The organism is Denitratisoma sp. agr-D3 (assembly GCF_054658675.1).
The window spans coordinates 143,978-170,231 of sequence record NZ_BAAGIA010000001.1 but is presented as its reverse complement, the minus strand read 5'-3'; the positions used below and the strand labels follow the sequence as shown (position 1 = coordinate 170,231).

Annotated in this window: 25 protein-coding genes; 13 read left to right on the top strand and 12 right to left on the bottom strand. The window is 64.8% G+C overall.

Going from position 1 to position 26,254, the window contains the following annotated elements; translation table 11 throughout:
* Positions 1-2: 2 nt before the first annotated feature.
* Together ACYQ2U_RS00800 and ACYQ2U_RS00795 are read right to left on the bottom strand one after the other, a co-directional pair.
* Positions 3-974, bottom strand: coding sequence for a hypothetical protein (locus tag ACYQ2U_RS00800; RefSeq protein ID WP_459948433.1), 972 nt, complete (start codon positions 972-974; stop codon positions 3-5).
* Positions 971-2,029, bottom strand: coding sequence for an isopenicillin N synthase family dioxygenase (locus tag ACYQ2U_RS00795; protein WP_459948432.1), 1,059 nt, complete (start codon positions 2,027-2,029; stop codon positions 971-973). Before ACYQ2U_RS00795 ends, ACYQ2U_RS00800 begins: the two co-directional genes overlap by 4 nt.
* Positions 2,030-2,491: 462 nt before the next feature.
* Here ACYQ2U_RS00795 and ACYQ2U_RS00790 point away from each other — a divergent pair, with 462 nt between their 5' ends.
* The 10 genes from ACYQ2U_RS00790 to atzF all read left to right on the top strand — a co-directional run bounded on the left by ACYQ2U_RS00790 (position 2,492) and on the right by atzF (position 15,458).
* Entirely contained in the window at positions 2,492-3,496 is a 1,005-nt protein-coding gene (locus ACYQ2U_RS00790) for an ABC transporter substrate-binding protein (RefSeq protein WP_459948431.1), read from the top strand.
* Between the two features lie 54 nt (positions 3,497-3,550).
* On the top strand, positions 3,551-4,492 hold the full coding sequence (locus tag ACYQ2U_RS00785; protein ID WP_459949223.1) for an ABC transporter permease: 942 nt from the start codon (positions 3,551-3,553) through the stop codon (positions 4,490-4,492).
* 15 nt (positions 4,493-4,507) lie between these two features.
* The gene (locus tag ACYQ2U_RS00780) at positions 4,508-5,434 is read left to right on the top strand and encodes an ABC transporter ATP-binding protein (RefSeq protein ID WP_459948430.1); all 927 of its coding nucleotides are present in this window, start codon (positions 4,508-4,510) and stop codon (positions 5,432-5,434) included.
* A 3-nt stretch (positions 5,435-5,437) separates the two neighbouring features.
* Positions 5,438-6,196 carry a creatininase family protein gene (locus tag ACYQ2U_RS00775; RefSeq protein ID WP_459948429.1) on the top strand — a complete coding sequence of 253 codons (759 nt, stop codon included), beginning with the start codon at positions 5,438-5,440 and terminating at the stop codon, positions 6,194-6,196.
* 52 nt (positions 6,197-6,248) lie between these two features.
* Complete coding sequence (gene glnT, locus ACYQ2U_RS00770) at positions 6,249-7,610, top strand: type III glutamate--ammonia ligase (protein ID WP_459948428.1); 1,362 nt, start codon at positions 6,249-6,251, stop codon at positions 7,608-7,610.
* A 145-nt stretch (positions 7,611-7,755) separates the two neighbouring features.
* Positions 7,756-8,214: a nickel-responsive transcriptional regulator NikR gene (gene nikR, locus ACYQ2U_RS00765; protein WP_459948427.1), complete on the top strand. Its 459-nt coding sequence runs from the start codon at positions 7,756-7,758 to the stop codon at positions 8,212-8,214.
* A gap of 9 nt (positions 8,215-8,223) precedes the next feature.
* On the top strand, positions 8,224-9,009 hold the full coding sequence (locus ACYQ2U_RS00760; RefSeq protein WP_459948426.1) for an urea amidolyase associated protein UAAP1: 786 nt from the start codon (positions 8,224-8,226) through the stop codon (positions 9,007-9,009).
* Positions 9,010-9,019: 10 nt separating this feature from the next.
* Positions 9,020-9,691 (top strand): urea amidolyase associated protein UAAP2, encoded by a 672-nt coding sequence (locus ACYQ2U_RS00755; protein WP_459948425.1) that lies wholly within the window; start codon positions 9,020-9,022, stop codon positions 9,689-9,691.
* Between the two features lie 78 nt (positions 9,692-9,769).
* The gene (gene uca / locus ACYQ2U_RS00750; protein ID WP_459948424.1) at positions 9,770-13,501 is read left to right on the top strand and encodes an urea carboxylase; all 3,732 of its coding nucleotides are present in this window, start codon (positions 9,770-9,772) and stop codon (positions 13,499-13,501) included.
* Between the two features lie 154 nt (positions 13,502-13,655).
* Positions 13,656-15,458 (top strand): allophanate hydrolase, encoded by a 1,803-nt coding sequence (gene atzF / locus ACYQ2U_RS00745; RefSeq protein ID WP_459948423.1) that lies wholly within the window; start codon positions 13,656-13,658, stop codon positions 15,456-15,458.
* A gap of 60 nt (positions 15,459-15,518) precedes the next feature.
* On the opposite strand, the gene ACYQ2U_RS00740 is transcribed toward atzF, so the two are convergent.
* The gene (locus tag ACYQ2U_RS00740; RefSeq protein WP_459948422.1) at positions 15,519-15,749 is read right to left on the bottom strand and encodes a CsbD family protein; all 231 of its coding nucleotides are present in this window, start codon (positions 15,747-15,749) and stop codon (positions 15,519-15,521) included.
* A 326-nt stretch (positions 15,750-16,075) separates the two neighbouring features.
* On the opposite strand from ACYQ2U_RS00740, the gene ACYQ2U_RS00735 reads away from it, so the two are divergent.
* Positions 16,076-16,783 carry a Crp/Fnr family transcriptional regulator gene (locus ACYQ2U_RS00735; protein WP_459948421.1) on the top strand — a complete coding sequence of 236 codons (708 nt, stop codon included), beginning with the start codon at positions 16,076-16,078 and terminating at the stop codon, positions 16,781-16,783.
* 277 nt (positions 16,784-17,060) lie between these two features.
* On the opposite strand, the gene ACYQ2U_RS00730 is transcribed toward ACYQ2U_RS00735, so the two are convergent.
* The 7 genes from ACYQ2U_RS00730 to ACYQ2U_RS00700 form a co-directional block, all read right to left on the bottom strand.
* Positions 17,061-17,756: a hypothetical protein gene (locus tag ACYQ2U_RS00730; RefSeq protein WP_459948420.1), complete on the bottom strand. Its 696-nt coding sequence runs from the start codon at positions 17,754-17,756 to the stop codon at positions 17,061-17,063.
* Positions 17,753-18,637, bottom strand: coding sequence for a ComEC/Rec2 family competence protein (locus ACYQ2U_RS00725; RefSeq protein WP_459948419.1), 885 nt, complete (start codon positions 18,635-18,637; stop codon positions 17,753-17,755). Before ACYQ2U_RS00725 ends, ACYQ2U_RS00730 begins: the two co-directional genes overlap by 4 nt.
* Before the next feature lie 276 nt (positions 18,638-18,913).
* Positions 18,914-19,348 carry a DUF6691 family protein gene (locus ACYQ2U_RS00720; RefSeq protein WP_459948418.1) on the bottom strand — a complete coding sequence of 145 codons (435 nt, stop codon included), beginning with the start codon at positions 19,346-19,348 and terminating at the stop codon, positions 18,914-18,916.
* A 1-nt stretch (position 19,349) separates the two neighbouring features.
* A complete protein-coding gene (locus tag ACYQ2U_RS00715; RefSeq protein WP_459948417.1) occupies positions 19,350-19,808 on the bottom strand; it encodes a YeeE/YedE family protein in 459 nt (152 codons plus the stop codon).
* Positions 19,809-19,824: 16 nt separating this feature from the next.
* Complete coding sequence (locus tag ACYQ2U_RS00710) at positions 19,825-20,247, bottom strand: hypothetical protein (protein WP_459948416.1); 423 nt, start codon at positions 20,245-20,247, stop codon at positions 19,825-19,827.
* On the bottom strand, positions 20,244-20,714 hold the full coding sequence (locus ACYQ2U_RS00705; protein WP_459948415.1) for a hypothetical protein: 471 nt from the start codon (positions 20,712-20,714) through the stop codon (positions 20,244-20,246). The genes ACYQ2U_RS00710 and ACYQ2U_RS00705 overlap by 4 nt, the downstream gene beginning before the upstream one ends.
* A gap of 150 nt (positions 20,715-20,864) precedes the next feature.
* On the bottom strand, positions 20,865-21,764 hold the full coding sequence (locus ACYQ2U_RS00700) for a LysR family transcriptional regulator (protein WP_459948414.1): 900 nt from the start codon (positions 21,762-21,764) through the stop codon (positions 20,865-20,867).
* Positions 21,765-21,899: 135 nt separating this feature from the next.
* On the opposite strand from ACYQ2U_RS00700, the gene ACYQ2U_RS00695 reads away from it, so the two are divergent.
* Complete coding sequence (locus tag ACYQ2U_RS00695; RefSeq protein ID WP_459948413.1) at positions 21,900-22,658, top strand: SDR family NAD(P)-dependent oxidoreductase; 759 nt, start codon at positions 21,900-21,902, stop codon at positions 22,656-22,658.
* Positions 22,659-22,670: 12 nt separating this feature from the next.
* On the opposite strand, the gene ACYQ2U_RS00690 is transcribed toward ACYQ2U_RS00695, so the two are convergent.
* The gene (locus tag ACYQ2U_RS00690) at positions 22,671-23,741 is read right to left on the bottom strand and encodes an AI-2E family transporter (RefSeq protein WP_459948412.1); all 1,071 of its coding nucleotides are present in this window, start codon (positions 23,739-23,741) and stop codon (positions 22,671-22,673) included.
* 111 nt (positions 23,742-23,852) lie between these two features.
* On the opposite strand from ACYQ2U_RS00690, the gene ACYQ2U_RS00685 reads away from it, so the two are divergent.
* Complete coding sequence (locus tag ACYQ2U_RS00685) at positions 23,853-25,241, top strand: tetratricopeptide repeat protein (RefSeq protein ID WP_459948411.1); 1,389 nt, start codon at positions 23,853-23,855, stop codon at positions 25,239-25,241.
* Between the two features lie 32 nt (positions 25,242-25,273).
* Here the strand turns inward: ACYQ2U_RS00685 and ACYQ2U_RS00680 are convergent, their stop codons facing one another.
* Positions 25,274-26,254 carry an isopenicillin N synthase family dioxygenase gene (locus ACYQ2U_RS00680; RefSeq protein WP_459948410.1) on the bottom strand — a complete coding sequence of 327 codons (981 nt, stop codon included), beginning with the start codon at positions 26,252-26,254 and terminating at the stop codon, positions 25,274-25,276.

Genomic DNA, 26,254 nt, shown 5'->3' with positions numbered 1-26,254 from the left:
CCTTAATACAGAGGCTGGAGGTAGCGGCCCAGGGTTACCGCCTCCCGTTCAAACCAGGCGGCGGCCTCGGCTGGCCAGGGTGTGGCCTGGCTGAAGTCCAGCTCGCGCTCCAGGGTGTCCACGACGAACAGCCGCTCCCATTCCCCGGCTTCATCCTGGAAGCGTTGGGTCACGCGCGCCGCGCCACCCCCTGTCCCGGGCTGCCAGGCAAAGCCTTCATCGGCGAACAGGGATTGTCCGATCCGCCCCGGGCGGGTGGACAGGGTCACGGTAAAACCCGTCGCCAAGGAACCCTTGGCGACCGAGGTTTCAAAGCCGAACAGACTCGCCAGACGTTCCTCTTGCCCTTGGGCCGCCAGGGCCTGGATTTTCAAGGTTGAGGTCGGGGTCGCGGTGGGAAGCTCAGGGGGCGCCTCGGCGCGCCCCAACACCAGGGCTGCATGGTCGCCGCAGACGATCAAGGCGCCACCGCGGTGGCGCACCCGGTCACCACCGACCTGCCGCTCCTCCACCAGACGCAGGCCGATCAAGGGTCCTGGCGCCGAGGGTTGCAAACGCCAGTCCTCCACATAGGCGCCGCTGGGAGCGAATTCCACCATGCAGTTGCCCACCCGCTGCAATAGCGCCGGCTCGGGCCAGCGGTTATGCCATTGCAGGGACGCCTCGGCTGCGTGCCATTGCAAGGCGCGGCCGTCCCAGGTGGATGGCGCAGTCCAGCCTTCATAATCCGCCAACACCCGCAGTTCACTCGCCCGATAGTCCGCCAGGGGCCGCGCCGGCACCTGGTCGGCCGCCACGGGCAAGCGCAGGTCGATGGTGAAGTTGCGGCTTTGCAGCCAGCAGACGTGGGTGTGCACATCCGTCTGACCGTTGGCGAAACTGATGGCATAACGCTTCCAGAAACCCAGCATCCAATCGGGCACGCCGCCCTCGGCGCGGTGGGCATGTGTCGCCAGCAATTCGTTGAGGGTCATGGCCGCCCCTCGCCGACATGGGCCCGGGGACCGAAGGAGGACAGGGCGCGGGCGCCGCTGGGCAGGGCCGCTTCGCCCGCCGCCAGACGCTTTTTCAAATAGCCGAAGGTTTGCAGGGTCTGGGCGTAAAGGTGGTCGCCGCAGACCAGGGAACCATAGGCGCTGACGCTGCCCGCCGGCACCAGGGCCGGCACCGGCGCGATCACGGTGTCGTAGTCGCAGGCGCAGAACAGGGGAAAGGAGTAGCGCTCCTCGCTCACCTTGCGCACCCGATGGGCGGTGGCGACGAAGCGGCCGTTGCTCAACACCTCCATCATGTCGCCGATGTTGATGACGAAGGCGCCGGGCACCACTGGCGCGTCGATCCATTCGCCGGCGCCGTTCATCACCTCCAACCCATCCGCCGTCGGCAGCAGGATGGTGAAGCACTCGTAGTCGGTATGGGCGCCGATGCCGGGCCGGTCCGTCGAGGCGGCGGGGTTGTAGGGATAGTGCACCAGGCGCAACTGGCTGGGAGGCGCGGTCACCCAACGGCTGAAGCTGTCCTCCGGCAGATCCAGGGCCAGGGCAAAGCCGCGGAACAACACCTGCCCCAGGGCCAGCGCCGCGTCGTAATAGGCCTTGACCGTTTCCTTGAAGCCGGGAAATTCCGTCCAGCGATTGGGCCCCAGCATGGGCCGCCGCTCAGCTTGCCCTTGCAGATCGAAGCCCACGTCGTAGGCTTCCTTGAGATCGGCAGCGGCGCCGTAGAACTGCTCCTCCCCTTCCGGCACGTAGCCGCTGTGGTTGTGGGAATGACCGATGTAGTCCGCCATCTTTTGCGCCAGGGGCTGGGCGAAATAGGCCTTGGCACAGGCCACCAGATTCTCGATCAGGGCCGGCGACACACCGTGGCCCACCACATACAGAAAGCCCACCTCCCGCGCGGCGCGGCCCAGGGCCTGGGCGGCTTGCCGCCGTTGATCGAGATCGGGGGAAAACAACAGGGACACATCCACCACCGGCAATTTTTGGAAAGCCGTATGGACGGTGGCGGGGGATGAAACGACTGACATGGACACTCCTCGATGGCCGGACCGAAGGGCCCGTTCCACGGAAGGGCCCTATCGTCCTGATGGTCTGGTCGTCCAGAAATAGCCGCGGCCTCGGGCGTTGAAGCCGCCCCGGATCGTTCCGGGCACGGACCGGGGTGGTCCGCTGTCGCAAGGATTTTTCAGCAACAGCCATGCCAAATCCCCGCCCTTTTGTCCTCGGGCCGGTACTGCCCGCTTCCCGGCCATCCGCCCTCGCCGTTGCATCGCCAGAGAGGCACAACGCCGGTGCAATTTTCACCAAACCGCACCAAAGACGACATCCCCGGCGACGGACAAGACCGCCATGCAAAGGAAATATCCATTCATAAACATATAGTTGTAGCAATCATTCGCGTGGCACCGATCCTGCTAAATAGGCTGCGTGGTATTACGTTTTTTACGTTTAGTAATAATCAACCCCATCATTTCAGTAAGGAGCGCGTCGTGAAATTGCACAACTTCAGCAAGACCGTCCAGCACTGGGCAGCCAAACTGCTCGTCCCCGCCGCCCTGGCCCTCACCACCACCTGTAGCGCCTACGCCGCGCCGCCCCTCAAGGTGGGTTACAGCGATTGGCCGGGCTGGGTGGCCTGGCAGGTGGCCATCGAAAAGGGCTGGATCAAGGAAGCCGGCGTGGACGTGAAGTTCGAATGGTTCGACTACTCCGCCTCCATGGATGCCTTCGCTGCCGGCAAGATCGACGCCGTCACCATGACCAACGGCGACGCCCTGGTCACCGGTTCCGGCGGCGGCAAGAGCGTGATCGTGCTGATCACCGACTACTCCAACGGCAACGACATGATCGTCGCCAAGCCCGGCATCAAGTCCGTGGCCGACCTGAAGGGCAAGAAGGTCGCCGTGGAACAGGGCCTGGTGGATCACCTGCTGCTGCTCAACGGTTTGAAGAAGGCCGGCCTCAAGGAGTCCGACGTCACCATCGTGAACGCCAAGACCAATGAAATGCCCCAGATGCTCACCGGCAAGGACATCGCCGCCGTGGGTGCCTGGCAACCCATTTCCGGCGAGGCCATGAAGGCCGTGCCGGGGTCCAAGCCCATCTACACCTCCGCCGACGAACCGGGCCTGATCTACGACGTGCTGGCCGTGAATCCCGCCAGCGTCAAGGCCCGCCGCGCCGATTGGCAAAAGCTGGTGAAGGTCTGGGACAAGGTGGTGGCCTACATCGAAGACCCCAAGACCCAACCCGACGCGGTGAAGATCATGGCCGCCCGTTCCGGCGTGACCCCGGCCGAGTATCTGCCCATGCTCAAGGGCACCCGCCTGCTGAGCCTGGAAGAAGGCAAGAAGGTGTACGTCAAGGGTGACGGCTTCAAGACCCTCTACGGTTCCACCAAGATCGTCGATGCCTTCAACGTCGCCAACAAGGTCTACAAGAAGCCGGAGAACGTAGACGGCTACCTGGACGCCTCCTTCACCAACGCCAAGTAACGAACGCCCCGTCACCGATCAGGATAGCCCGACATGAACGCCCTCAGCCTCTGGATGAATCACCCGGCCAACGCCCGCAGGAAACGCAGCCTGCTGACGCTGGGGTCGTTCCTGTTGCCGCTCCTGGTCTGGTGCGTGGTGAGCTACGTGCCCTTCGTCTGGCATCCGAAAGTGATGATCGAGGACGTCGGCGGCGTGGACTACTTCCAACCCGGCATGCTGGTGGACCGGGATGAATTCGACCAGCAACTCAGCGACATGAAAACCCAGGGCCAGGCCCTTCCCAGCGGCGTGCCCGCCAACCCCATCTACCTGCCGGCGCCCCACCAGGTGCTCAAGGCCTTCTACACCGGCTTCACCACCGCGCCGGAACAGAAGGACGCCCCCTGGCTGCACGAAAGCCTGTGGCACAGCATCCAGATCATCTTCTGGGGCTTCGTCCTCTCCTCCCTGATCGGTGTCCCCCTCGGCATCCTCTGCGGCACTTACGCCAGCCTGGGCCGACTGCACGAACCCTTCATCGAATTCTTCCGCTACCTGCCCGCGCCCGCCTTCGGCGCCCTGGCGGTGGCCGTGCTGGGCATCTATGACGGCCCCAAGATCGCCATCATCGTCATCGGCACCTTCTTCCAGCAGGTGCTGATCATCGCCAACACCACCCGCAAGCTGGAGGCCACCCTGATCGAGGCCGCCCGCACCCTGGGCACCAAGGGCCTGCGCCTGATCACCCGGGTGGTGATCCCCGGCATCCTGCCCGACCTCTACCGCGACCAGCGCATCCTGCTGGGCTGGGCCTGGACCTACCTGATCGTGGCCGAACTGATCGGCACCAGCTCCGGCATCACCTGGTTCATCACCCAGCAGGCCCGCTACCAGCACTTCGACAACGTCTATGCCGCCATCGTCATCATCGGCGTCATCGGCTTCGGCAGCGACCTGCTGCTGGAACGCCTGGGGCGCAAGCTCTTCCCCTGGGACCGCAGCCGTACGGCCTAAACGCGAGGCAAAGACATGAGCACCAATCCCGACATCACCCTGCCCAGCTACCTGGACCAATCCCCCGCCGTACGGGAACGCTTCTCCCGCATCTACGAACGGGAGACCATCCTCGAAGTCAAAAACCTCGGCAAGCGCTACGCCACGCCCCAGGGCGAAACCGAAGCCCTGCGCGACATCAACTTCAAGGTCCATCGCCGCGAATTCGTCTGCGTCATCGGCCCCTCCGGCTGTGGCAAGTCCACCCTGATCCGCATCCTCGCCGGCCTGGAGAACCACACCAGCGGCGACGTGCTGCTGGACGGCAAGCCCGTTACCGGTCCCGGCCGTGACCGGGGCATGGTGTTCCAGGGCTATTCCCTGTTCCCCTGGCTCACGGTCAAGCGCAATGTCATGTTCGGCCCCGAGATGAGCGGCCACACCCGCAACGTGGCCGAGAACCAGGCCCGCCAATGGCTCGACCTGGTGGGCCTGACCAAGTTCGCCGACGCCTATCCCCACCAGCTTTCCGGCGGCATGCGCCAGCGCGTCGCCATCGCCCGCGCCCTGGTGAACGAGCCCCGCATCCTGTTGATGGACGAACCCTTCGGTGCCCTCGATGCCCAGACCCGGGCCAAGATGCAAAGCCATCTGCTCGACATCTGGAAGAACCTGGACATCACCATCCTCTTCATCACCCACGATCTCGATGAAGCGGTCTATCTGGCCGACCGCATCCTGGTGCTCAAGCCCCACCCCGGCGAAGTGCAGGAAGTGATCGAAGTGCCCGTGCCCCGGCCCCGTTCCGCCGGCCAATTCGGCAGCGCCGAATTCCGCGCCACCAAGGCCCGCATCGAAACCTTGATCCACCCCCCCGTGGCGCAAGAAACCGCCAGCGAGGAAGCTGCCCTGGGCAAGGCGCCCATGATTCGTTTCACCAACGTTGCGGACAACGTGGAGTAAGCCATGCTCTGGAACGACCTGACCTGGCAAGAACTCCCTGGCGTGTTGGCCGCTTGCGGCAACGCCGCCATCCTGCCCGTGGGCGCCACCGAACAGCACGGCCCTCACCTGGGCTGCGGCGTCGACACCGTGATCGCCGACAAGCTCTGCGCCGCCGTGGCGGAAAAGACCCGCGTGCCCATGCTGCCTCCCCTGCCCTACGGCTGCTCTCTGGGCCACAGTCGGCGCTGGCCCGGCACCATCGCCGTCACGCCCGTAGTGCTCATCGAGTTCGTCAAACAGATCGGCGACTGGGCCTACCACAGCGGCGTGCGCCGCCTGTTCATCGTCAATGCCCATGTCACCAACGCCGCGCCCTTGCGTTGCGCCCTGGAAATGCTGCGGGCCGAACACGACGACCTGATGGTTGCCGTGATCAACACCGCCAGCCTCAGCGCCCGGGTCAAACAGTTCCACGCCGCCGACGGCGACGACTGGCACGCCAACGACGCCGAAACCTCCCTCATGCTGGCCATCGCCCCCGAGGGCGTGCGCCCGGACAAGCTGACGGAAGCCGACGATCCCGACCGCACCGGCTGCTGCGTCTTCGCCCACCCGGTGAACCGTACCAGTCTCAACGGCGTCACCGGCCAGCCCAGCCTCGCCACCGCCGCCAAGGGCGAACAGTGGTTCCAGTGGCTGGTGGACGACCTTGCCGAACTCATTACCCGGGGCAGCCATGAAATGCCGCCCCTGGACTTTTCCTATTTCAGTCAGGCCTGACGCAATCCCAACCCAACCCTCCACCCCAACCTTCTTTAATCAAGGATTCATCATGACCAGCAAGGAAGACATCGCCCGTCTGCAAAAGGAACTCGCAGACAAAGGGGTCAAATACTGCATCGGCGCCTACGTGGACATCCACGGCGTGCCCAAGGCCAAGGTCGTTCCCATCCACCACCTGGGCCACATGGCCAAGGGTTCCGAGCGCTACACCGGCTACGCCCTGGACGGTCTGGGCCAGGCCCCCAACGACGACGAGCTGACCTCCATCCCCGACTTCAGCCGCCTGATCCAGTTGCCCTGGGAACCCAAGATCGCCTGGATCCCCGCCGACAACCATTTCCAGGGCAAGCCCTACGCCCTCAACACCCGGGTCGCCCTGCAAAACCAGTTGGCCGAGGCGGCCAAGCTGGGCTTCGGCATGAACCTGGGCATCGAGTGCGAAATCTTCCTGCTCAAGCAGCATGAAGACGGCAGCCTGTCGGTGCCCGATGCCGAGGACAAGCTGACCAAGCCCTGCTACGACGTGCGCGGCTTCACCAACAGCTTCGGCTGGCTGGACAAGATGGCCAGCGCCATCAACGGCCTGGGCTGGGATCTGTATTCCTTCGACCACGAGGATGCCAATGGCCAGTTCGAGTTCGACTTCCAATACGCCGACGCCCTGACCACCTGCGACCGCCTCACCTTCTTCCGCTTCATGGCCAAGCACTACGCCAAGGAAGAAGGCCTGCTGGCCACCATGATGCCCAAGCCCTTCGCCGACAAGACCGGCAACGGCGCCCACTTCAACATGTCCCTCTACGACCTGAAGAATGGCAGCAACCTGTTCGCCTGCGACCCTAAGGACGACCCCAACGGCATCGGCCTGACCAAGCTAGGCTACCAGTTCGTCGCCGGCATCCTCAAGCACGGCCGCGCCCTCTGCGCCGTGTTCGCCCCCACGGTGAACAGCTACAAGCGCTTGGTGCGTCGCGGTGCCATGAGCTACTTCTCCTGGGCGCCGGTGTTCAACTCCTACGGCTCCAACAATCGCACCAACTCGGTTCGCATTCCTGCCGGCGGCGGTCGTTGCGAATCCCGTAACGCCGACGGCGCGGTGAATCCCTACCTGGCCGCCACCCTGGTGCTGGCTGCCGGCCTGGAAGGCATCCGCGAAGGTCTCGATCCTGGCAAGCCCAACGAGGACAACCTGTACGAAATCGGCGATGCCGAACGTCGGGCCCGGGGCATCGACTTCCTGCCCCAGACCTTGCAAGAAGCCGTGGCCGCTTTCGCCGCCGACCCCCTGGTGGAACAGGTGCTGGGCAAGGAACTGCGGGACGAGTTCATCCGCTACAAGGGCGAGGAATGGGAGGCCTACCACTTGACCGTGAGCAAGTGGGAGACGGACCGCTATTCCTACATGTTCTAAACAGCCATGAATCCATCTGCTGCGCCCCCCAATCCCGCGCCTGCGATGCTCACCGTACCCCTTGTACGGTTGCGCTTCTCGGCCCGGCCTTGGGGTTCTCGCGACGATGGCTTCAAGCCTGTCATCTAATCGGGAGGGGCCCATCATGGCCGACGAAGAAAAAAACAACGGCAACGTCAGCCGCATCAGCATCTCCCTACCTCCGGCCCTGCTCGACGAGCTGGACCGGATGGTGGAGAGCCGCGGCTACGGCAGCCGTTCCCAGGCCATCGGCGACATGGTCAATTACCAGTTGGCGGAACACAAGCGCAAGCTGGGCAACGACGTCATGGTGGGCACCATCACCCTGCTCTACGACCGCTCCACCCGGGGCCTGCAAAAGAACCTGGCCGACATCCAGTACAAGCACATCGACGAGGTGATCAGTTCCCTCCACGTCCATCTGAGCCACAACCAGATGATGGAGGTGATCCTGATCCAGGGCCACGCCCAAAAGTTGCAGGACATCGCCAACGACATGATCACCCAGCGCGGCGTCATCACCGGCCAATTGCAGCTCCTGGCCGCCATCATCCCGCCCCTGCTGGCACCGGAAACCGATTGAGGAATCACCATGAACACCAACCTTCACGATGAAGCCGTGGACGCCATCGAACACTGGCGCCGTTTCGCCCCGGAACTGGCCGGGGAGGACGTGCTGTTCTCCGAACTGGTGCCCGGCGGCGGCCACTGGTCCTACGCCCTGCCCCGGGGCACCACCCTGCGCATGACGGCCCTGGAAGACGGCGCCAATCTTTCCGTGGTGCTCTACTCCGCCAAGGAAAAGCTCGAGCGCTACAACATGCCCGATTCCCTCAAGGCCCAACACACCGCCCACTACAGCAAGGGCCATGTGCTGATGAGCGACATGGGGCGTTCCCTCGCCTCCATCACCGACGACACCGTGGGCTGGCACGACCCCCTGGGCCTGCTGCTGGACGATCTCCGCATGGCCGAGAAGTACGGCGAGCACCGCTACCAGCAATCCCGCAACGGCATGTATCGCTCCGGCCGCGCCGGATTGCTGATCGAGATCGGCAAGTACGGTCTGTCCAAGCGCGATCTGGTGGCGCCGGTGAATTTCTTCTCCAAGGTCACGGTGGACGGGGAAGGCCGCTTCGCCTTCGTTCCCAACCACAGCAAGGCCGGCGACCACGTGGACCTGCGCCTGGACATGGACGTGATCCTGGCCTTTTCCACCGCGCCCCATCCCCTGGACCCGTCGCCCAGCTACAACGGCAAGAAGGTGGGCCTCGCCCTGTGGCGCTCCGGCGTCGCCCCCAAGGACGACTTCTGCCGCGCCTTCCGCCCCGAGAACGCCCGGGCCCTGCACAACAGCGACATGCTCTATTTGGTTTGAGGAGATCGCCATGACCCACCCAAACACTGCCACTGCCATCCGCATTCAGGAAAGCACGCTCAAGCCCGAGGCTGCGATCCTCAATCACACCCTGCCCGCCGGAGAACCTTACCTGCTGGCTTTCGACAAGGGACAGACCCTGCGCATCGTGGACCTGGAAGGCAACCAGGCCGTGGACGTGATCTTCTACAACGCCGAAGACCCGGCCGAACACTACAGCGCCACGGAAACCCTGCTGCGCCAGGGGGGCATCTACCTCACCACCGACTCGGTGCTCTACAGCGACGAAGGCAATCCCATGCTCACCATCGTCGCCGACACCTGCGGTCGCCACGACACCCTGGGGGGCGCCTGCGCCGCCGAAAGCAACACCGTGCGCTACGCCCTGCAAAAGAAGTTCATGCACTCCTGCCGCGACAACTACCTGATCGCCTTGCAGGAGGCCGACCTGGGTTTGGACAAGGCCGACCTGGTGCCCAACGTCAATTTCTTCATGAACGTGCCCGTCACTGCCGACGGCCAGCTCACCTTTGCCGACGGCGTCTCCGCCCCCGGCAAATACGTGGAGCTGCGGGCAGAGATGGACATCCTGATGCTGGTCTCCAATTGCCCCCAGCTCAACAATCCCTGCAACGCCTACAACCCAACGCCGGCACAGTTCCTGTTGTGGGACCCGGTGTGACTTGATTTTCAACAACGGCCTACGGACGACCGGGGTCGATAACAATAATTCGCGGGACGTCCCGCCACTGGTGCAGCCATGTTCAAAAAAGTCCTGATTGCCAATCGCGGTGCCATCGCCTGTCGCATCCAGCGCACCCTGAAAAAACTCGGTATCGCCTCGGTGGCGGTGTACTCCGAAGCCGACGCCCAGGCCCGCCATGTGCTGGAGGCCGACGAAGCCTATCTGCTGGGCCCCGCCCCCGCTGCCGAGAGCTACCTCAAGGCCGACAAGATTCTGGCCATCGCCAAGCAATGCGGCGCTGAAGCCATTCACCCCGGCTACGGTTTCCTCTCCGAAAACCCGGACTTCGCCGACGCCTGCGAAGCGGCGGGCATTGCCTTCATCGGCCCCAACGGTGGGCAAATGCGGGCCTTCGGCCTCAAGCACACGGCGCGGGGATTGGCTGAACAGAATGACGTGCCCCTGCTGCCCGGCTCCGGCCTGCTGGCGGACGCGGGCCATGCGGCAGCCGAAGCCAAGCGCATCGGCTACCCGGTGATGCTGAAGAGCACCGCCGGTGGCGGCGGCATCGGCATGCGCCTGATCTGGAGCGAGGACGAACTCACCGACGCCTACGCCGCCGTGGACCGGCTGGCCCGGGCCAATTTCAAGGAAGCGGGCATCTACCTGGAAAAGTATGTGGAGCAGGCCCGCCACATCGAAGTGCAATTGTTCGGCGATGGGCAAGGCAAGGTCATCGCCCTGGGCGAGCGGGATTGCTCGGTGCAACGACGCAACCAGAAAGTGGTGGAAGAAACCCCCGCCCCCGGCCTGACCAAGGCCCAGCGCCAGCGCCTGCTGGAGGTGGCGGTGAAGCTGGGCAAGGCGGTGAACTACCGCTCCGCCGGGACCGTGGAATTCGTCTACGACGCCAGCAACGGCGAGTTCTACTTCCTTGAGGTGAACACCCGGCTCCAGGTGGAGCACGGCGTCACCGAAGAAGTCACCGGGGTGGATCTGGTGGAATGGATGGTACGACTGGCTGCCAATGACCTGCCCGATCTGGATAGCTTCACCATCCAACCCAAGGGCGCCGCCATCCAGGTGCGGCTCTACGCCGAAGATCCCAACAAAAACTTTCAGCCCTCCGCCGGGTTGCTGACGGCGGTGGACTTTCCCGACCGATCAAAGTCACCGTCATTCCCGCGCATGCGGGAATCCAGCGACTTTGATCCAGCAGTTGAAACGCCCCTGGGTCCCCGCCTGCGCGGGGACGACAAACATCTGATCCGCGTGGACGGCTGGGTGGAAGCGGGCACCGTGGTGCCCCCCAACTACGACCCCATGCTGGCCAAGCTGATTGCCTACGGCCCCAACCGGGAGGCTGCCCGCAAGAAGCTCATCGCTGCCCTCAGTGCCAGCACCGTGGCGGGCATTGAAACCAACCGGGCCTATCTGGCCCAGGTGCTGGCCACGCCGGAATTCGTCGCGGGCAAGCAGACCACCCGCATGCTCAACAGCTTCCACTATCAGCCCAGCACCATCGACGTGCTGGAGCCCGGCGTGCAATCCACCATTCAGGACTGGCCCGGCCGCCAGGGCTATTGGGACATCGGCGTACCGCCCTCCGGCCCCATGGATGCCCTGTCCCATCGCCTCGCCAACCGGCTGGTGGGCAATGCCGAACAGGCCGCTGCCCTGGAACTCACCGCCGCCGGTCCGAGCCTCAAGTTCAACTGCGATGCCGTCATCGCCCTCACCGGCGCCGCCATGGTCGCCAGCCTCGACGGCCAACCCTTCCCGGCTTGGCAGGCCCGGCCCGTGAAGGCGGGCAGCGTGCTCAAGCTGGGCACCATCCAGGGGGCCGGGCTGCGGGCCTATCTGGCGGTGCAGGGCGGCTTTCAGGTGCCCGACTACCTGGGCTCCAAATCCACCTTCACCCTGGGCCAGTTCGGCGGCCACGGCGGCCGCACCCTGCGCAGCGGCGACGTGCTGCCCATCGTCGCGGCCCACCCGGACAATCTCGCCAGCGCGAGCAAACGAAAAGCATTGCCCGTCAAGCTGCACACCCCAGTGACGCACGAGTGGGAAATCGGCGTGCTCTACGGCCCCCACGGCGCGCCGGACTTTTTTACCGACGAAGACATCGCCACCTTCTTCGCCACCGATTGGGAAGTGCACTACAACTCGTCCCGCACCGGCGTGCGCTTGATCGGCCCGCGCCCCCAGTGGGCGCGCACGGACGGCGGCGAAGCGGGCTTGCACCCCTCCAACATTCACGACAACGCCTATGCCATCGGCGCGGTGGACTTCACCGGCGACATGCCGGTGATCCTCGGCCCCGACGGCCCCAGTCTGGGCGGCTTTGTCTGCCCCGTGACCATCGTCCAGGCCGAGCTGTGGAAGATGGGCCAGCTCAAACCCGGCGACCGGGTGCGCTTCAAGCGCCTGACCCGGCAACAGGCCAACGCTTTGCAGGCCCAGCAGGACGCCGCCATTGCCCAACTGGATGCCCCCGCCCACGCCAAGCTGGCGCGACAACAAGCACCCCTGATCAGCCCGGTGCTGCGCCATCTGGAAGTGCAGGGCGAAAAACCCGATCTGGTGATCCGCCAGTCCGGCGACGCCAACCTGCTGATCGAAATGGGCCCCCTGGTACTGGACCTGGAATTGCGCTTCCGCATCCAGGCCCTGATGCAGTCCATCCAGGCCGCCGTCGCGGCGAAGAAGATCAAGGGCATCCTCGACCTGACCCCGGGCATCCGCTCCCTGCAAGTGCACTTTGATTCCCGGGTGGTGGACCAGGACCAACTGATCAAGAAGATCGTCGCCCTGGAAGAATCCCTGCCGCCCCTGGACGACATGGAAGTACCCTCCCGCATCGTGCACCTGCCCCTGTCCTGGGACGACCCGGCCACCAAGCTGGCCATCGAGAAGTACATGCAGTCGGTTCGCCCCGACGCCCCCTGGTGTCCGAGTAACATCGAGTTCATCCGCCGCATCAACGGCCTGGCCAGTATCGAGGACGTGTACAAGGTGGTGTTCGACGCCAGCTATCTGGTCATGGGCCTGGGCGACGTGTATCTGGGCGCCCCCGTGGCGACGCCCCTGGACCCGCGCCATCGCCTCGTCACCACCAAGTACAACCCGGCCCGCACCTGGACGCCAGAAAACGCCGTGGGCATCGGCGGCGCCTATCTCTGCGTGTACGGCATGGAAGGCCCCGGCGGCTACCAGTTCGTCGGCCGCACGGTGCAGATGTGGAATCGCCACAAGCAGACCGCCGACTTCACCCAACCCTGGCTGCTGCGCTTCTTCGACCAGATCCGCTTCTACCCCGTGGGCCAGGAGGAACTGCTCAAGCTGCGGCAGGATTTTGTCGCCGGTCAGTTCCGCCTCAAGATCGAACCCACCCGCTTCAAGCTCAAGGACTATCGCCGTTTCCTGGCCGACAACGCCCAGGACATCGCCGCTTTCAAACAGGGCCAGCAAGCCGCCTTTGAGGCTGAGCGGGAACGCTGGAAAGCCGCCGGGCAGGACGTGGTGGCCAGCGACGACACCGTGGCCGACGCCGGCACCGACAGCGAACTGGACCTCCCCGCCAATGGCCGCGCCGTCGCCACCCATGTGGCAGGCAGCGTGTGGAAGATCGAAGCCCAGGTGGGCGACACGGTGAAAGAAGGCCAGGTGCTGGTAATCGTCGAGTCCATGAAGATGGAAATCCCCCTCACCGCGCCGTGCAGCGGCAAGCTGACCCATGTGTTCTGCAAGGAAGGCGCCGGAGTCAGCGCGGGGCAGGATTTACTGGTGATTGTGGAAAACGACTAGCCCGGCATCGCCTGCCTTCGAGTTTGCCAGCCCCGTGCTCGCCGATGGACTCAAGACGAACAGTGCCCCGTCAACGTACCGTTCGTCCTGAGCGTAGCGCCGAAGGCGCGAAGTCGAAGGGCCGGATGCACCTCTTAGATTGAAAGCGCAAAACATGAACACACTCAGCCTCGACCTCGCCACCCTCCGCGCCGCCTATGCCGCCGGAACCCTCACACCCCTGCAACTGGCGGAGGACATCATCGCCCGCACGGCGGAGGACCCCAATACCGTCTGGATACAGCGTTTGAGCGACGACGCCATCCGCGCCCACGCTCGCGCCCTGATGGACAAAGACCCGGCCAGCCTGCCCCTCTACGGCATTCCCTTCGCCATCAAGGACAACATCGATCTGGCGGGCGTGCCCACCACTGCGGGCTGCCGGGAATACGCCTACACCCCCGACAAGAGCGCCTTCGTCGTTCAGCAACTGATCGACGCCGGTGCCATTCCCGTGGGCAAGACCAATCTGGACCAGTTCGCCACCGGCCTCAACGGCACTCGCTCCCCCTACGGCGCCTGCCGCAACAGCTTTAACCCCGACGTCATCTCCGGCGGCTCCAGCTCCGGCTCCGCCGTGGCCGTGGCCAAGGGCTACGTCAGCTTCGCCCTGGGCACCGACACAGCGGGCTCGGGCCGGGTGCCCGCTGCCTTCAACAATCTGGTGGGTCACAAGCCCAGCCTGGGCTGGATTTCATCCACCGGTCTGGTGCCCGCCTGCCGCACCCTGGACACCATTTCCGTCTTCGCCCTTAGCGCCGCCGACGCCGAAACCATCATGACCGTGGCCGCCGCCTTCGACCCCAGCGACGCCTACGCCCGCAAGGTGGAAGGTCACGGCTTCGACTTCGGCAGCGCCACCGCCTTCAAGCTTGGCGTGCCCAAGGCCGAGCAACTGGCCTTCTTCGGCAATGCCGACGCCGAGCGCCTGTTCAAGGAATCCATCGCCCGTCTGCAAAGCCTGGGCGCGCAAGTGGTGGAAGTGGACCTGCAACCCTTCCTCGACACCGCCAAGCTGCTCTACGAAGGCCCCTGGGTGGCCGAGCGCTACGCCGCCATCCGCGAATTCTTCGAGGCCCAGCCCGATGCACCACTGCCGGTGATCCAGACCATCGTCGGCGGCGCGAAGAAATGGAGCGCCGCCGATGCCTACGCCTACGGCTACAAACTCAAAGCCGCCAAGCGTCGCTGCGACACCGTTTGGGCCGAGGTGGACTGCATCGTCACCCCCACGGCGGGCACCATTTACACCGTGGCCGAAATGGAAGCCAACCCCATCCAGCTCAATTCCAACCTGGGCTACTACACCAACTTCATGAACCTGCTGGACTACGCCGCCACCGCCGTGCCCTCCGGTTTCCAAACCGATGGCCTGCCCTTCGGCATCACCCTCTTCGCCCCTGCTTTCCAAGATGGGCCACTGCTGCGGCTGGCAGGCAAGATGCAAAAAGCACTGAACGCCCCTCTGGGCGCCACCGGCCTACCCTTGTCCGAGGTCGGCGCAGACAAGGGCCACGCCCAACTCCCCAGCGGCCAAGTCCACGTGGCCGTCTGCGGCGCCCACCTCTCCAGCCTGCCCCTCAATTGGCAACTCACCAGCCGGGGTGGCCGCTTGGTGAAGGAAGTGAAATCCGCCCCCGACTACAAGTTCTACGCCCTCCCCGGCGGCCCACCCCACCGACCCGGCATGGTCCGTGTCGCCCCTGGCAGCGGCGGTGCCATCACCATGGAAATCTGGGAACTCCCCGTCAAGGAATTCGGCAGCTTCGTCGCCGGTATTCCTGCCCCCCTGGGCATCGGCACGGTGAAGCTGGAAGGCGGCGGTTCAGTGCTGGGCTTTGTCTGCGAGGCCATCGCAGCGGAGGGCGCTGAGGACATTACCCATCTGGGTGCCTGGCGCGCCTATCGGCCCAAGTAAACGACATTGGGCTCACGAGGAGCCCGATGTTCACACTTGGCAGTACTGACTACGAAAGAATCAGGCAACCACCTTGGGGACGATGTCCTTGGTGTACTTCTCGAAACTCTGCACCTGATTTTCAGCTTCTTCAGCAGACACCTCGTAAACCTCTTGCACGGTTTTCAGCAGGTTTTCCCGCTTGCCGGCAATGGCGTCCAGGTGGGCGTTGGTGATCTTGCCCCAACGGACCTTCAGCTTGCCTTGAAACTCTTTCCAGTTGCTTTCTGCGTTTTCCCAGGTCATGGCCATGTCGAACTCCTTGTGCTGTGAATTCGCTGGGCACGATTGCCCGGCGAGCATCCCTCGTTGTTTCGCATGCTCGCCATCGACCACTGCCGACCGGCAATACCTCACGCAAACTAAAGACGTGGGGCCAGACTAGCGGCCGGGAACCAGGCCGTCCGTGCGCTGGCTAACTTAGGGCGCAAATAAAGTTACCTGCCCCTTCGGCGGGGCCTGTTTCCTGCTTAGTCAGGATAAAGGGGGCCGGAACCCGCCAAGCCCTGCGCCCCATCTCTCGCCCTCGCGCCCTTGCCGCATCTCTCCTGTTGCCATCCACCCTACCGGAGCATGCCATGGCCCATCCCCCGCCACCACCGCCCCTGAGTCAGAACCGCCTGCTCGCCCAGGTCTCCGGGGATACGGCGCGACGACTGTTGCCACAACTGGAATACATCGCCCTACCCCTGGGCCAGGTGCTTCAGGAATTGGGCAGTCCGGTACGGGCTGTCTACTTCCCGACATCCGCCATCGTCTCTTTGCTCCACATCATGCAGAACGGCGCCTCATCGGAGGTGGCCACCGTGGGCCGGGAGGGCATGATCGGCACGGCGCTAGTACTGGACCGGGACGAATCGGCCAACCGGGTGGTGGTGCAAAGCGCCGGACACGGCTACCGCTTGCCGGGCTACGCCCTGCGCGACGCCTGCCAGCAGGATGTGGCATTCCAGCGGCAACTGCTCCATTACGTACAACTGGTCCTGAGCCAAACGGCCCAAACCGCCATCTGCAACCGGCACCACTCCCTGGAGCAACAGTTCTGTCGTTGGCTACTGCACTGCGCCGACCGCCTGGGCAGTGGCGAACTGGTGCTGACCCAGGAACTGATTGCCAACCTGCTGGGGGCACGACGGGAAAGCATCTCGGAAGTCGCCAGCAATGCCCAGCGGGCTGGTTTGATTCGCTACCACCGGGGCAAGATTACGCTGCTGGACAGGGAAGGCTTGGCCGCCCGGGCTTGCGAATGCTATGCCGTGGTCAAGCAGAGCTTGGGGCTGGACTGAAGGGACATTGAGGCCAGAGAGACACGATGCCGAAGTTAATCTCCCTAGGATATTCGGCGTCGGGGAGGAGAACGTACTTGGCGGGGTGAGGGCGGCTACTGACCCGGATGAGACGTACGTCGGCCTGATCTCACGCTCGCAAAGCAGACCTTCGGCCCCTCCGCACAGGCACCCGTTGGAGGCCCCGCAGCGAGGGGCACACATTGGCAAGCATCGGACGCGCTGGCTACCCGACGGCTTACCCGATGGTCGCCGGCGCGCTCCACCGTCAGTGCTGTCATGCAGCCGGAGAATCTCCTGAAGAAGTGGCCTTCGCCGTAGCGGGCGCCTTTGCGCTGGTGACCTTCTTGGAGGAGTGCACTGAAAGCACGTTGCACACGAAGCGCTCACCGGCGTTTCGAGCACTGATCGCGGTCAGCACGTACTGCGTGAAGAACAGACCTGCTGCGACACAGAGTGCTTTCGTGCCTACGTCAGCGACGTACAGCCCGAGCGGCGCCAGCACCATTAGCGGCAGCGACAGCGCGGCCATGTCGCGGTACATCAAGAAGTCTTTCTGCGCGTACGCGACCTCCGGAACCCTCTCGACCTGCTTGTACAGCTTGTACCACTTCGAGTTCTGTTCCTTCGGCCCCTCTGCCCAGGCACCAACGTTCTTCTTGAGCTGCGCCATGTCTACGCGATGGTCGGCCGGACCGTACTTGGTAAACGCTTCGCAGCCTGGGAGCCAGCCATAGGGCCTCCAGTACACGAGCATCGCCTTGAAGTTCGATGACAGCACGTTCATGAGTAAGAGCACGACGATTGGCAACACCGCGGCTACGAGCGCGCGGTAGAGCCCGAGCTGTGTAGTCGTGGCACTCGCAATCAAATCCGGCGCAACGAAGAGCGCCAGGACGATCGCATCCGCCGTCGACAGCGCTACGTGCCACGCGAAGTTCTGTGACTTCAAGGAGCGTTCGGCGCCCTTCATCCTCGGTACTCGGTGTCGATGGTGTAGTAGGTCCCGTCAACGTCGAAGACGATGTACCCGTCGCGCCGAGTGGTCAGTACGTGCCGATCTTTCATGGTTGTGCGCACCTTGACACCCTTCGCAGAGATGACCTTGCGGTAATCGGGCACCGTCTCCTGCGTCTCATGTTCCTTCGCCTTGTCCGAGATGACGACACACGACGGCGTGAAGTACGCGAAGATTTCTTCGCAGTACCCGTTGTACCGGCCATGATGGGACGCCATCAACACGTCGGTACCAGCCAACTCGGCACAGAAGTCACCGCGCTTGAGCAGTTCGAGCCAGCCGGCACGCTCCATGTCGCCAGGGAACAGCATCTTGAAGTTCCCGTACTTGATAAACACTACAAGGCTGAGGTTGTTCGTGTCGGTGAACTGACCGGGACCGGTGCCGTACGAGTTCCAGAATGACCTATACGTGATGCCGCCCATGCCCTGGTCGAACGGTACCACGGGCGGGCCGCCCGAGTACGTCCCACAAGCGTTCACGTACCATTGCGCGTCGCTTGTCAGTGGTCCGCCAGCGCGCTTCATGGCCCACATTTGGTCGCTCGTGTACGACGGGTTTCGGATAAGCGTGTCGACGTAGATGCCGGCGTCTTCCAAGCCTTTCAGGTCGCTCATGTGGTCCTGATCGGCGTTTGTGATGAACAGGTAGTCCAACACGTCACGGCCGAGGCGTTTGATGCTGGTGCTCGGCTTGAAGTCAGCCGACGATCCCGAGTCGATCATGGCGAGCCGGCCTCCCTGTTCTTGTCCAAGGCCAGACCTGATGACGTGCTGCAGCATCACGCAGCACCCGTGTTCCACGTCTTCGACCCGAATTCGCATGAACCCTGCCATAACTCTACCTCCCTGCTTGCATTCTCCCATGGAACAGTCGTACACCAAGGCGGCACACGTGCGAGACGCGCGACTGGCCGCGAGCGTTGGCGCCTAGAAGCGGGCGACGCAACGCCCCAACCGCGATACCGCGCCTCTGCCGCCTGAGCGGCTCGATGTGGCGCCGTTCGAGATTGCGATTGCGGTGTTCGCGGCAAATACCTCAGGGCAACCTTAAAGCTGCCGGTGATGAGCGGCTGCAATTGGCCGTTAGCTGCCAGCGAGAAAGTTGTGCAACTAAAGGTCGTTGACTTCTTTCGACCCCAACACCACCCCATGCAACAAAGCCCCACCCAGAATCGCCGCCAGGGCAATCAGTAGTTCCCCACTCCCCGCCCCCACACCCGCCAGGGCTGGGCCGGGGCATATGCCGCAGATACCCCAGCCCAGACCGAACAGCACGCCGCCCAGGGCGCGGCGGCGGGAGAGGGTGAAGGGACGGGTTTGGAAGGTTTCGCCGCCGAGGGGGCGCTTCATCCAGCGCGGGGCAAGCTGATAGACCAGCAGGGTCACGGCCACTGCGGCACCTAGCACCAGCAGCAGGCCCAGGTTTTGGAAGGTGAGGAAGGCCAGCACGGACTCGGGCCGGATCATGGTGGCCCAGGCGAGGCCGAGGCCGAACAGCAGGCCGCTGGCGAAGGTGGCGAGGGCGGTGAAGGCTGGCCGCTTCATGTCACCACCCCGCCCATTGAAAAGCCCAGGCCGTGGCGATGCCGGTGCTCAGGAAGATGAGCACCATGAGCAGGGAGCCCAGGGACAGGGAGGCCATGCCGCAGATGCCGTGGCCCGAGGTGCAGCCGCCGCCGAGGCGGGCGCCGAAGCCGATCAGCAAGCCGCCGACGATGAGCTTCCATTGGGGCAGTTCGGTGGGGGTCAGGGGCAGACCAAGGTGGGCATAGAGCGCGCCGCCCGCCACCACGCCGAGGGCGTAGATCAGGCGCCAGTGGCGGCTTTGCAGAAACGCGGTTTGGCGGAAGAAACGGGAAGGCAGTAGCCAGGACCAGACGGTGCTGAAGCCAGTACTGAGGCCGCCGGTGCGGCCCGTGGTGAGGTAGAGCAAGGCGACGCCGAGGCCGATCAACAGGCCGCCGATCAGGTACTGGCTCAAGCCGAGGGGAAAGTACGCGTTCATGGCATGTCGCCAGGGCTCAGCGCTGACGGCACCATTCCATGCCGTGGTTGCCGCCCTTGTAGTCGGGTTCGAAATAGAACTTGGTGAAACGCCACTTGCCCTCCTTGTTCTTGGCAAAGCGGGCGGTGCCGGTGCCGTAGTCCTTCTCGGCCGGATCGGTGTTGGCGAAATAAATCGCCATGCGGTCCCCTTCCGCGGCGGCATGGCCCGGGTAGGCACCGAAGCCCGGCACCTCAAGCTTGAATAGGTAGGCACCGTGGCTGGCGGTGCTGTGTTCCTTGACCCGGGTCAGGGTGACGATGCCGGTGTAGGGGCCTTCCTGCTGGTCGCTGCCCTTGCAGTCGTAGACGCCGCTGTAGTCGGGCGCGGCGTGGGCCAGCCCGGCACCCAGCAGGACGAGGGCGATGCCGATGCGGCGCTTCATGGCGACGACGCTCATTTGGCCTTGCCCGGTTCCGCGCCGGTCATCTGCTTGGAGGTGACGGTGATGGAGACCGTGCTGCCGCCCAGGGAAGAAGGCTCGATCTGGATCAGGGCCACTCGGTCGCCGCGTTGAAAGGTTTGCACGCTGGTCTGGGCCTGGACGGCGGTGATGGCGACCCAGCCGTAGTTGGCCATGCCCGTGTAGAAGTGGTTGAACACCTGCACCGGCGGCTGGTCGGTCTTGAGCACGATGCGCCCCAGCCATTTGTCGCTGGCGCCCATGATCAGGGACTTTTCGGTATCCAGCTTGGCGCCGGCGGGCACCGCGATGTCGGACACCTGCAAGGTGTTGCTGGCGGCGACCGCGCCGTTCTTGTCAGGACTGCTGGCGCCCACCAGGGGCTGGCCCGTGGCGCAAGCGCCCAGGGCGAAGACGATGGACGACAACAAGATCACACGACGGGCGGGGCGGAAGAAGTTCATGGCGGACTCCGTGGGTCGAGGCGACAAGGGTGGGAAAAGGATCGACTCATTCTAGTGGCGGCGGGTTCCCCCGGATGGCGCAATACCGGGGAATTCTGCCGGGTCTTCCCCATCTGTTCCTGGCCGCCGGCCATGGGGTCGGGCCGGCGATCAGGCCAGGTGGGGCGCCATGACTCCCTGCAACCAGGTCATGAATGCCTGCACCCGCTTCGGCAAATGCCGCCGGTTGGGCACCAGGAGGGAAACGGGCATGGGCAGGGGACGGTATTTGGGCAACACCTCCAGCGCCAGGCCGTCGTCAATCAGGCCCTGATTGCCCACGCGGGGAATCTGCACCAGGCCGAGACCCGCCAGGCAGGCGCTGCGATAGGCGGTGGAATTGTTCACCGTGACCTGCCCGGACATGGGAATGAAGCGGGTTTCCCCGCCATCGGCATACTCGAAGCCTGGGCTCTTTTCTCCCGGCGCCGTCGCGTAGTGCACCAACTGGTGCTTGCCCAGGTCGGCCAGCCGGCGCGGCACGCCGTGGCGGGCCAGGTAGTCCGGGCTGGCACAGTTCATCATGGGGAAATGACCGAGGGGACGGGCCACCAGGGTGGAGTCGCTCAGCTTGCCGACGCGCAACACGCAGTCGAACCCTTCCTGGACCAGGTCCACCCGCCGGTCGGTGCTGCCGATAGCGACCTCCAGGCGCGGATGGGCCTGGAGGAATTCGGGCAAGCGGGGAATGACGATGTGGTCGGCCACGCCCAGGGGCATGTCCACCCGCAGCCGTCCCTCCAGGGTTTCGCTGCCCTGTTGGAACAGGCCCTCCAACTCGTCCATTTCCTCCAGCAAGGACTTGCAGCGCTCGTAGCAGAGCAGGCCGTCGTGGGTGGTCTGCACGCTCCGCGTGGTTCTTTGCAGCAAGCGGGTGCCGAACAGGTTTTCCAGTTGTTTGATGGCTTCGGACACGCTGGCCTTGGGCAGGCCCAATTGGTCGGCGGCCTGGGTGAAGCTGGCCAGTTCCGCCACCCGGACGAAAACCTTCATGGCTTCGAGCTTGTTCATGGCGCCTCGCTGACTGTTCGATTCATACGAACAGTCTAACCCGTTCTGGCGGCTTTATCCCCTGGCGGCACGCGTCTAGTCTTGCCTCCGTCGTCAGACATTCCGATCCACCCCACCACGCACGGGAGACTCACCATGAACAGCAAGATTGCCCTCATTACCGGCGCCAGTCGCGGCCTTGGCCGCAACGCGGCCCTGCACCTCGCCCGCCAGGGCCGGGACATCATCCTGACCTACCGCAGCCGCCGCGACGAGGCGGAAGCAGTGGTCGAAGAAATCGAACAATTAGGCCGCAACGCCGCCGCCCTGCCCCTGGACGTGGGCGATAGCGCCAGCTTCGCCGGTTTTGCCGAGCAGATCCGCACCCTGCTGGCCGAGCGCTGGCAGCGGAGCAGCTTCGACTTTTTGGTGAACAACGCCGGCATCGGCATCCACACGCCTTTTACGGAGACCAGCGAAGCCCAGTTCGACCAATTGATGAACATCCACCTCAAGGGCGCCTTCTTTCTGACCCAGCACCTGTTGCCCCTGATCGCCGACGGCGGCGCGATTCTCAACGTATCCACCGGCCTGGCCCGCTTCACCGTGCCCGGCTACGCGGCCTACGCCACCATGAAGGGCGGCGTCGAAGTGCTGACCCGCTATTTGGCCAAGGAGTTGGGGCCACGGGGCATTCGGGTCAACGTGATCGCCCCCGGGGCCATCGAAACGGATTTCGGCGGTGGCCGGTTGCGGCAGGATCGCGCGTTGAACGACTTCATCTCAGCGCAAACCGCCCTGGGTCGGACCGGGCAGCCGGATGACATCGGCGGTGCCATCGCCGCCCTGCTCGCCGACGACTGCCGCTGGGTCAACGCCCAGCGCGTCGAGGCGTCCGGCGGCATGTTCCTCTAGGCGCCGGATGGGTCAGTCGATTTCGCCGTCGTCCGTCAGGCCCGGCGGTTCGGCGGCCGTCCATTCCACTAACAGGCGATAGCCCACGGCCAGCAGGGCGGGGCCGAGAAAGACGCCGATCACGCCAAAGGCCAGCACGCCGCCCAGCACGCCGAGAAAGACGATGGCGAAGGGCAGCTTGGCGCCGCGGCTGATGATGAAGGGCTTGATCACGTTGTCCACGGTGCTGACGACGAAAAATCCCCAGGCGGCGACGAAGGCGGCCCAGCCGGGTTCGCCCTGCTGGAACAGCCAGAGGGCGGCGCCGCCCCAGACCAGGGGCGGACCCACCGGCACCACGGAGAGGAAGAAGGTGGCGGCCCCCAGCAGCACCGCGCCGGGCACGCCGGCGATGACGAAGCCGACGGCGGCGAGCACGCCCTGGGCCAGGGCGGTACCGAGGATGCCGTAGATCACGCCGCTGACGGTGCCCTGGGCGATGCCCAGCAGGTGCTTGGCCCGGGCGCCGGCCAGGTGTTCGAGGGCGATGCGCAGGCGCCGCGCCACGGCTTCGCCTTGCAGGAAGAAAAAGAAGGCGAGGAATACCGAGAGACCGATGTCCACCGCCCCCTTGGCGACGATGCGGCCGCTGCTCAGGGCAGCGGCCTGCACCGAGGGGGCGAGCTTTTCCAGTTCGCCCACCAGGCGCTGGCCGTCGTGGGCGAACTGCTGCCAATAGGCGTGCAGGGTGTGGCCCACCAGGGGCAGTTGCGCCAACCAATCGGGGGCATCGGGCAGGCCTTCCTCGGCGAGGGCGGTGGCGGCCCGGCCCAGCTCGGCGACGTTGTCCACCAGCGCCAGGGCCACGGCGACCACGGGCACCAGCAGGGCCAGGGACACCAACAAGGTCATCAGCGAGGAGGTCAGCAGACGTCGCCCGCCGAACAGGCGGTCCAACCAGAGCAGGGCCGGCCAACTGGTGCTGGCGAGAATGGCGGCCCAGGCCACGGCGGTGAGAAAGGGCCACAGGACCAACACGCAACCGGCCCCGAGCAGGGTCAGGGCGACGGCGGCGAGGATCTGGTCGGAACGGGGCTGTTGCATGGCGACGGCGGCACGGAATGGGATGGCCCATTATGGCGCGGCGATGGCGACGGTACGGCGACGAAAAGCAGCCAAAAGCGCCCCATTCGCTCCAGGCCCTAGAATCGCCCCATGCCCTCCGTTGCCGACACCGTTCAACGCCTGTTCCAAGACAGCAACCGCCTACGCGCCGAGGGCCAGCCCGAGGCGGCGGAGGACGCCCTGCGCCAGGCCCTGGCGCTGGCCCCCGACCAAGCAGAGGTGCACGCCAATCTGGCCCTGCTGCTGGAGGACCGGGGCGCCCTGGCGGAGGCGGAAAGCCACTACCGCCGCGCCCTGGCGCTGAAGCCGGAGCAGAGTCAAATCTTGCTCAATTTCGGCGCCATGCTGGCCGGCCAGAAACGCTTTGCCGAGGCGGAGGACGGCTACCGCCGGGCCTTGGCGATCACGCCGGATTCGCCGGCGGTCCTGTCCAACCTGGGCGTGCTGCTGGCGAGTCTTAAGCGCGAAGCCGAGGCGGAGCAATGCTATCGCCGCGCCCTGGCCCTGGCGCCGGACCACCGCAAGTCCGCCTTCAATCTGGCCTACCTGCTGCTGCGCCAGGGTCGCTACGAAGAAGGCTGGCAACGCCTGGAAAGCCGCGACTGGTACGCCCCTCTGGAGGATTACCTGACCTGCCCGCGTTGGCGCGGCGAGGCCCTGGCCGGCAAGTCGCTGCTGATCGGCTTCGAGGCCGGCCACGGCGACATGATCCAGCTCTGCCGTTACGCCGCCCTGGTCAAGGCCCGGGGCGCGCGCCAGGTCTCAGTGCTGTGCCATCCCGGTCTGGTGTCCCTGTTCGCGCGCATGCCGGCAGTGGATGAAGCCCTGGCCGTGGACGCCCCCTTCCCCGCCAGCGGCTGGGATTTCTGGGCGCCGCCCTTGAGCCTGCCGGGCTTGTTCCAGACACGGCTCGACACCATTCCCGCCGCGCTGCCCTATCTCAACGCCGACCCGGCGCGCATCGGCCATTGGGCCGAGGTCCTGGGGCCGCGCCGCGAAGCCTTGCGCGTGGGCCTGGTGTGGCAGGGCAATCCCCGTTTCGAAAACGATGCCGAACGTTCCCTGGCGTCCCTCGCTCTGTTGGCGCCTCTGGCCGATGTGGCGGGCATCCGCTGGATCAGCCTGCAAAAGGGGCGGGGCGAGGCAGAAGCGGCGCAGCCGCCGGCAGGCTGGGCCATCGACGAATGGGGCAGCCGCTGCGTGGACTTCGCCGACACCGCCGCCCTGGTGATGAATCTGGATCTGGTGATCGCGGTGGACACCGCCGTGGCCCACCTCAGCGGCGCCCTGGGCAAGTCCTGCTGGCTGCTGCTGCCGGACTACCAGACCGACTGGCGCTGGCTCAAGGAGCGGGAAGACACGCCCTGGTATCCGGGCGTGATGCGACTGTTCCGCCAACCCGCCGGCGGCGGCTGGGGGCCGGTGATCGAGCGGGTGAAGAACGCCTTACAGGCCCTGGTGCGCAGCACGCAACCCTGAGCATCATCCCGCAGCGGCTGCGGGATGGCCCATTACATCTTGCCGTAGGTCTCCAGCCAGCGGGCGTCCATGTGTTCCTGGCAAGTGCAGGGAGCGTGCAGGACCGGACGGTCGGCGTCGCTGCAACCCGGCAGGCATTCGATTCGCGCCGAGGGATTGGGGCTGTAGAAAAAGGGAACGGAATAGCGCTCGCCGCCGGAGACGCTGTTGCGCACCCGATGGAAATTGGAGCGGTAGATGTCGTTGGTCCATTTCTGGATCAAGTCGCCCAGATTGATGACGTAGCTGCCGGGAATGGGCGGCGCCGCCAACCAGGCGCCGGTCACGTCCTGCACCTCCAAGCCGCCCGCATCGTCCTGCAACAGCAGGGTCAGGCCGCCCCAGTCGGTATGGGCGCCCGCGCCGATCTGGTTGAAGGCGGCCGAATCGGGATGGGGCGGATATTTGATCAGACGCAGGTTAGCCATGGGCTCGCTGAAGCTGTCGTCGAAATGATGTTCCGGCAAGTCCAGGGAAAGGGCCAGCAGGCGCATCAGATGCAGGCCGAGTCCCTTGAGGGCGCGGTGGTAGGCCAGCATTTGCGTGCGGAATCCGGGCAGGGCAGCGGGCCACTGGTTGTGGCCAAAGCCCCGCACGCCGGCCTGGGCCAGGGGATGGTTATCGGGTAGTTCCTCGCCGCAGTAATAGCTTTCCTTCAGGTCCGGGGGCGAATCGGCATCGAGGGACTGACCCGCCATGGGCTCGTAGCCGGAGCGGGAATGGGAGTTGTAGAGATCGCAGGCCATTTTCTCCGCCAGGCTCTGGTCGAAGAAACGCCGCGACCAAAGGAACTGGTCCTGGATCAAGGTTTCCGGAATGCCGTGGCCGGTCACGTAAAAGAACCCCGTATCCAGGCTGGCCGTCCGTATTTGCCGAGCGACCGCGCGGCGCGCCTCGATGTCGCCGGAAAAACTGGGGCCGAGATCGATCAGGGGAATGGTTTCGGCCTTGCGGGGAGCGGTATAGAGCACCAT